Raw genomic sequence first — 6,857 nt, 5'->3', positions numbered from 1 at the left:
GATGCCCACACGACAAATCCCGAACTAACACCTGACCCTGAAACTAACGGGCAAGATGCCCACACGACAGATCCCGAACTAACACCAGACCCTGATACTAACGGTCACGATGCCCTCACGACAAAACCCGAAATAACACCTGACCCTGCAACTCCCGGGCAAGATGCCCTCACGACAAATCCCGAACTAACACCTGACCCTGAAACTAACGGGCAAGATGCCCGCACTCCTGAAGAAATTGAACGAGAACGCCAAGCTTTTTCCCAACTCGCCAACCTGCACAAACACCCCGGCTGCTTGGACTTTTGCCTCAAATCCATTCCGATTACCCCCTGGCCACACCAAATAAAAATACTCCGTCAAGTTGCCCAGCAGTTCCCCCGCAGTTTCCTCATTGCTGATGAAGTTGGACTGGGAAAGACAATTGAAACAGGTTTAATTCTGCGTTACTTGCTAGTCAGCCAAAAAGTGAAGCGCGTCTTAATCCTCGCCCCTGCCAGTGTGCAACCCCAGTGGCAGGAAGAACTGCGAGAAAAGTTTAACCTTCACTTCTGGAGTTACGCACAAGGGGGATTAACTGACCCCTATGGAAGCAGTGTATTCCCAAGCAAAAACGAAGGTAGTGGGAGCATCTTGCTCCCTGGAACCACAAGCGGGGAAATTACACCCAACCGGGAGACTATTCCCAACCGGGAAACTATACCTAGCGGGCAAGATGCCCGCACTACCAACCCCTGGAATACCAAAGATTTAGTTCTCGCCTCTAGTCATTTGGTGCGCCGTACTGAAAGAATGCAGGAACTTTTAGAGGCTGAAGTTTGGGATTTGGTGGTGTTAGATGAAGCCCACCATGCACGGCGCAAAAGCCCTCAAGCGCGTAAGGATAACCCAAATCGGCTGCTGGAGTTAATGGGGCAACTCAAAGAAAAGACACGCGCTTTAGTGCTGCTATCTGCTACCCCAATGCAGATTGACCCAATTGAAGTCTTTGACTTACTCTCCCTCGTAGGGCTTCAGGGGTATTGGTCTTATGGCGATAACTTCTGTAGTTATTTTTCGACTTTACCAGAACCACCAGACCGCTTCATCCTGGAATTCTGGCAGCAGATGTCGGTAGATTATTTTAAACGTGGCGGTAAGTCCTGTTCTCGTTTACAGCAGTACTTGGAGAAACGGGATCGTTTCATCACTTACAAACTGCAAAATGTCTGGAAAGATGGGCAAAAAATAGTAAATCCCAGACAATATCTAGCTGACGAACCCTTTATCGCCACATCTAGACAGTACCTCACCGTCAATACTCCCCTCAAAGATTTAATGTTCCGCCACACCCGCGATACTCTACGGCAATACTATCGCTTGGGTTTGCTAGACCGAGATATTCCCCAGCGGGATGTGCGAGACAACGCCATTACCCTAGAACCGAACCGGGAAGTTCCTCTCTATCGCGCTATCAGCGAATATGTGCGTTCCTTCTATCGCCTCGCCCAAAAGCAGGAACGGAAAGCGTTAGGCTTTTTGATGACGCTGTACCGCAAGCGATTAACTAGCTCATTCTATGCCATTCGCGAATCCTTGCAACGCCGCTTAGATTCTCTGCAGGAAGGGGCGGGTAGTAGTGTTACCAGCGATGATTTGAGTGATATTGACGAGGCAGATGATGCCGTAATTACTGGTTTGGAATCATTTTTAGAACCCGTAGACCCTAGAGAAATTGAATATCTCGAAGACTTGCTGCGTCAGTTTGAAAATACGGGGGAAGATAGCAAATTATCTCATTTAATTGACACCCTGCGCCGGGAATTGATTGAGCGAGAAAGTGCAATTATTTTCACTCAGTATACCGACACGATGGACTATCTGCGGGAGTCACTGCGGCAGCTTTATGGAAGTCAGGTGGCCTGTTACTCCGGACGTGGGGGAGAGTTGTACCGGGGAAACGACTGGTGCATTTTGCCCAAAGAACTCATCAAACGCCAGTTCCGAGAAGGTGAGATTAAAATTTTACTGTGTACGGAATCGGCATCTGAGGGCTTGAATCTGCAAACTTGTGGGGTGTTAATCAATTATGATCTGCCCTGGAACCCGATGCGAGTTGAGCAAAGAATTGGACGTTTAGACCGAATTGGACAGATTTATCCCACAGTTAAGATTCACAACTTCTATTATGATGGCACAGTAGAGGCGAAGGTATATCGAAAATTGCGCGATCGCATCAATGCTTTTGCTACAGTTGTCGGCAACCTGCAACCGATTCTAGCTCAAGTTCCCACGTTTATCGAGCAAGCTGTGATGAGTGCTGATCCCGAAGAAGAAGATGTGTTGATGTCAGAATTTGAGCAGGTACTCAACACCCCACCCCTGCGTCCGGCTTTAGAAGACATGATCGCCATGGATGTTGAGGCTGACTTACACGACATCCGCCAACCCATCCCCCCAACACCTGTTACACCAGAAACCATTGAACAGTTATTCACCACTTCAGCCCGTCTCAAGTCCGATGGTGTAGAGTTTGAACCCTTACGCGATCGCATCTGGCAGCTTACCTATCAAGGGCAGCGGTACAATGTTACTTTTTATCCCGAAGTCTTCGATGAAATGCCTTCCCTGCGGCTGATGAGCTTTGGGGAGCCATTATTTGAACAGTTGCTCAACACCCCTGTAACTGTGACTTGTGCGATCGCGCCTTAAGCTATTCGGCATTTAAACTTTATTTCCACCAACCTACTTACTTACAAATGAGGGAATAACTTCAAAAAAGATTGCCGATAAAAATTTAAAACTCGTTGAGTATAAGCCGCCGTTGAACCCTGATTATATTGCTGGGGATCACCCGTCATCCACCAAGCCGCAGCCCGCTGTACCGCCACTGTCTCATTATTACCACTCGCCTCATACTGTTTATTAAGCACATCTCCCATCACGCAAACTAAAATAGTACGGGCAGTCACCGGACTCGCGGCAAAATCGGCGGGTGTTAGTTCCTCTCCAATACATTGATTGGACCAACGGGGAATATTTTCTGGTTTAATTTGCCAGTCACTGTAAAGTCCATCATTTTCTATTCCCGTTTGCGGTGCTGCCCGTCGTAGTGCTTCCACTAAAGCGGCGACTTTAGTATCAGAAATCGGGTTATTAGCTGAGGAACGGGCGGCGGCTTGAGGTTGAGAGGCGGCTGACGATTGAGGTTCTGTAGGTTGCGAAGACGATGCTGGTTTTGCCGCAGAGGGAGTAGGGGTGGGTTGGGCGGGAGTCGCCTGGTTTTGCGCTTGGGGATTACGGCGTTGCTGTTGGTAATTTTTCAGAACATTCTGAATGTAAGTGTAGGTGTAAGAGTTTCGAGGAACGCTATTATATTGACTCCCATCCCCAGTCATCCACCAAGCGGCTGCTCGTTGTATTGCCACGGACTCATTATTATTACTGGCGCGATACTGCTCATTCAACACATCCCGCATCACGCACACCAAGATAGTCCGCGCCGTAACCGGACTGGCTTCAAAATCAGCAGGTGACAGTTCTCGTCCAATACATTGCTTTGACCATCGGGGAATGTTACCCGGTTTAATTTGCCAGTCACTATAGAGTCCATCATCTGCCCTTCCCGTTTGCGGTGCGGCTAGTCGCAAAGCTTCCACCAGCGCTGAGACTTGAGCATCAGAGACTTGAGCGTATACCGGGGAACTCCAGAGTCCCAGAGAAAGTAACGCGGTACTGAGTAGGACTCGTTGAACTGGTTTGATGAATTGGAAACCCATTGGCGATAACCCTTGTTTAGCTTTTGTAGAAACAATTCATGAATTACCCCTACCAATGGTAGTTTAACGATAACGATGAGGAATTTAAGTCGATAATTGGATTGCTGGCTCAGTGTTCTAGAGGAGCAGAGGAGAGAATTGACTCGGTTTTTTGTATTCTGAGACACATTGAATCAAAAAATCCTGCTTCTGCTAAAGCGCTAATCTTATACTTAGAGACACCCAGACAGCCCGGTTGAAGGAGTAAAGCCATGAATAATCCATTTGACAAATATAGATATCAGATCAATCCCAATATATTCGGGATACTGAGAAACCTGATGATGATGACGACAGGCGCTACGGTGGTTGTCGCCCTGATTTTTGGCATTGGGTTATGGCGAACTGGGTCTCGTTTTTTAGGGCAAGTGACTAGCTTGTTCAGCACCCCTCAACCCGCACCCGAAGTTGATGTGCGCTCCTTGATTGTCCAGCAAGTGCGGGAGGTTAGCGATTTGACTACGGCTGTTTTTACGATGGAGGCGGTAGTTCCGACTCGTCAAGCTCGGACTTTGGCAGGGTATCCGATCGCGGAAACCACACTCCTTTATATTGCTTATGGTGAGGTGCGGGCTGGTGTCGATTTGGCAGAACTTAAACCAGAAAATGTGCAAACTGTCAATGATACGCTTCAACTTCAATTACCACCCCCCAAAATTTTAGATAGCAAAATTGACGTGAATCGGTCTCAGGTGTATGACTACGATCGCGGATTCTTAGGATTAGGACCTGATACAGCACCCCAGTTGCAGATGTTGGCGCAACAAGAGACATTGAAGAAAATTGTCTTCAATGCCTGTGAGCAAGGGGTCTTAAAAAAAGCCAACGAACGCGCCGAACTGGTTGTGGGTCAGTTGTTGACGACAGCCGGATATAAACAGGTAGAGGTGAATACTCAATCCCCTGTACCTGGCACTTGTCAGTCGGCGGCGTTAACCTCTCAGCCTGCTAATTGATGGATGTTCCCTGTTCCCTGTTCTTAGACGAATGACAAATGACGAATTCTTTGTCCCAGAAGTCCCTCAAGAGGATTACGCTGGAATCAGAAGACTTGTAGAGATACCAATGAAGATGGGTAGAGGTAGTAGAAAACGTTACCGCAAGGATGATTCACCAATCCAGTCCAGGCAACATCAGTCTACGCCATGTCATCAATTGGCTAATGGGAGTAAATCCTGGTTTTTGCATCAGGTTCCCAGTCGAATTCAAGAGGACGTAATTTGACGATGACTTACTGTCTGGGCATTATTAACCGTTTTGGTATAGTCTTAGCGGCGGACTCTCGCACCAATGCCGGGGTAGACTATATTTCTACTTACAATAAGCTTTTTGATTTTTCCCTGCCAGGAGAGCGAGCGATTGTTATATGTACATCGGGAAACCTGTCGATTACCCAAGGGGTAATCAATCAGTTGCATCGGGATCTACATAGTCAGGAAGAACTGAATATCCACTCCCTCCCGAATATGTATGAGGTGACTCGTTACGTTGGCAGCAAACTGCGACAAATTCAAGATCAAGACCGTCCTTGGTTAGAACGCGATCGCATTGATTTTCACTGTAGCTTGCTAGTCGGGGGTCAAATTCGTGGCGAAGCACCACAACTCTATCTGATTTACACCCAAGGGAATTTTATTCAAGCCACGCTGGAAACGCCGTTTTTGCAAATTGGCGAAACCAAGTATGGCAAACCCATTCTCGACCGAACTCTCACTTATGATATGCCCCTAGAGGCTGTTGCCAAGTGCGCTTTGCTGTCTATCGATTCAACCATGAAATCGAATATTTCAGTCGGACCCCCAATTAACTTGGTCATGTATGAAGCTGGCACATTTATGGCTCGCCAGAAACTGCAACTGCGCTTAGGTGATCCCTATCTGGCAAAGATTCGCAAATTGTGGGAAGATTCGTTACGACGGGCATTTGAATCCATGCCAAATATTGAATGGCAGCATCCTCCAGTAGAAGATAATCAACAAGAAGATATTCTGATTGATTAAATTCCCTATTCCCCATTCCCTATTCCTTGACAAATGACGAATGACACAGGACAAATAACAAACCGATATTGGATTGGAGCGATCGCGGTTTTGGGAATGCTGGAGACAGCATTCCTCACTGTGGTTGAATGGTTGGGAAAAGCGGCGGAGATTTGTCCCACTCATGGCTGTCAAGCGGTGCTAGAAAGTCCTTATGCCCAGGTTTTTGGACTCCCTCTCCCCCTATTGGGGTTTCTTGCCTACACCACGTTGGCAGGGGTTACTCTAGCACCTTTAGCTCTTAAATCCTTGTCATCTGAGTGGGTGGAATCCAGTTGGCTAGTCATGCTGGCAATTACCACCTGTATGCTGGTGAGTAGCAGCTATCTGATGGTGGTGATGCTGTTTGTCGTCAAGGGAATTTGTCCCTACTGCATCACCTCGGCGCTGTTGTCCTTAACCCTATTCCTGTGGACGGCGATCGGTTATGATTGGCAAGATATTGGACAAGTCACGCTGACAGGATTGGCGGTTGGTTTGGTCACATTCACGGGGATAGTGGGAGTCTATACTCATGTTCCTAGCGCTAGCGCTACGACAGGAGAATCCGGTCCACCCATTACCCATATCTCCGGTGCGGCTGAACTCGCGTTGGCACGTCATTTGACCACTGTAGGAGCAAGAATGTATGGTTCATTTACTTGCCCTCATTGTCACGAACAAAAACAACTTTTTGGTCAAGCCGCCTTTAATCAAATTGATTATATTGAATGCCATCCGCTTGGCAGGAATGCCCAGCCTGAACGCTGTCAATCCGCCAATATTAAAGGGGTTCCTACCTGGGAAATTCAGGGACAGTTTTATTCTGGGGTGCAACCCTTAGAACGATTAGCAGATATTTCGGGGTATCAGGGTTCAGAGGCGTTTAAGTATGAGTTTCCTTATAGAAACGCCGTAAAACCCACATCCTTTTAGGTGTGGGATATAAGGCGGGTCATCGGAGGTACGGAGATGACCAAACTATCTGGTCTTCTGATTTTCAATGTAACGCTTAACCGTCTCACTACTGACATTTCCCGCC

6 protein-coding genes are annotated in these 6,857 nt (G+C 47.6%); 5 read left to right on the top strand and 1 reads right to left on the bottom strand.

The genetic code is table 11. The features are described from left to right. Positions 1-2,691 (top strand): helicase-related protein (locus RIG27_RS21620; protein WP_446348565.1); only part of this gene is annotated, 2,691 nt, incomplete at its 5' end. Between the two features lie 41 nt (positions 2,692-2,732). Here the strand turns inward: RIG27_RS21620 and RIG27_RS21615 are convergent. After that, a complete protein-coding gene (locus RIG27_RS21615) occupies positions 2,733-3,758 on the bottom strand; it encodes a hypothetical protein (RefSeq protein WP_446348563.1) in 1,026 nt (341 codons plus the stop codon). Between the two features lie 251 nt (positions 3,759-4,009). Here RIG27_RS21615 and RIG27_RS21610 point away from each other — a divergent pair, with 251 nt between their 5' ends. Genes RIG27_RS21610 through RIG27_RS21595 form a run of 4 tightly spaced genes read left to right on the top strand, consistent with a single transcriptional unit; the run spans position 4,010 to position 6,751 of the window. Further along, positions 4,010-4,753 carry a DUF4230 domain-containing protein gene (locus tag RIG27_RS21610; RefSeq protein WP_446342699.1) on the top strand — a complete coding sequence of 248 codons (744 nt, stop codon included), beginning with the start codon at positions 4,010-4,012 and terminating at the stop codon, positions 4,751-4,753. Between the two features lie 31 nt (positions 4,754-4,784). After that, entirely contained in the window at positions 4,785-5,021 is a 237-nt protein-coding gene (locus RIG27_RS21605) for a hypothetical protein (protein WP_446342697.1), read from the top strand. Between the two features lie 2 nt (positions 5,022-5,023). Beyond that, complete coding sequence (locus tag RIG27_RS21600) at positions 5,024-5,797, top strand: peptidase (protein ID WP_446342695.1); 774 nt, start codon at positions 5,024-5,026, stop codon at positions 5,795-5,797. 33 nt (positions 5,798-5,830) lie between these two features. Then, the gene (locus tag RIG27_RS21595; RefSeq protein WP_446348560.1) at positions 5,831-6,751 is read left to right on the top strand and encodes a vitamin K epoxide reductase family protein; all 921 of its coding nucleotides are present in this window, start codon (positions 5,831-5,833) and stop codon (positions 6,749-6,751) included. The last annotated feature ends 106 nt before the right edge of the window (positions 6,752-6,857 follow it).

This window comes from Coleofasciculus sp. F4-SAH-05, from assembly GCF_040222985.1.
GTDB lineage: Bacteria > Cyanobacteriota > Cyanobacteriia > Cyanobacteriales > Coleofasciculaceae > Coleofasciculus > Coleofasciculus chthonoplastes.
Note: the sequence above shows the minus strand (reverse complement) of the source record. Positions and strands in the feature narration are given on the sequence as shown.

What these genes read in the sequence shown, in the direction of transcription:
- RIG27_RS21595 (WP_446348560.1), top strand. Translation starts at nt 5,831, where the DNA reads ATGACGAATGACACAGGACAAATAACAAACCGATATTGGATTGGAGCG.
- RIG27_RS21615 (WP_446348563.1), bottom strand. Translation starts at nt 3,758, where the DNA reads ATGGGTTTCCAATTCATCAAACCAGTTCAACGAGTCCTACTCAGTACC.
- RIG27_RS21610 (WP_446342699.1), top strand. Translation starts at nt 4,010, where the DNA reads ATGAATAATCCATTTGACAAATATAGATATCAGATCAATCCCAATATA.
- RIG27_RS21605 (WP_446342697.1), top strand. Translation starts at nt 4,785, where the DNA reads ATGACAAATGACGAATTCTTTGTCCCAGAAGTCCCTCAAGAGGATTAC.
- RIG27_RS21600 (WP_446342695.1), top strand. Translation starts at nt 5,024, where the DNA reads ATGACTTACTGTCTGGGCATTATTAACCGTTTTGGTATAGTCTTAGCG.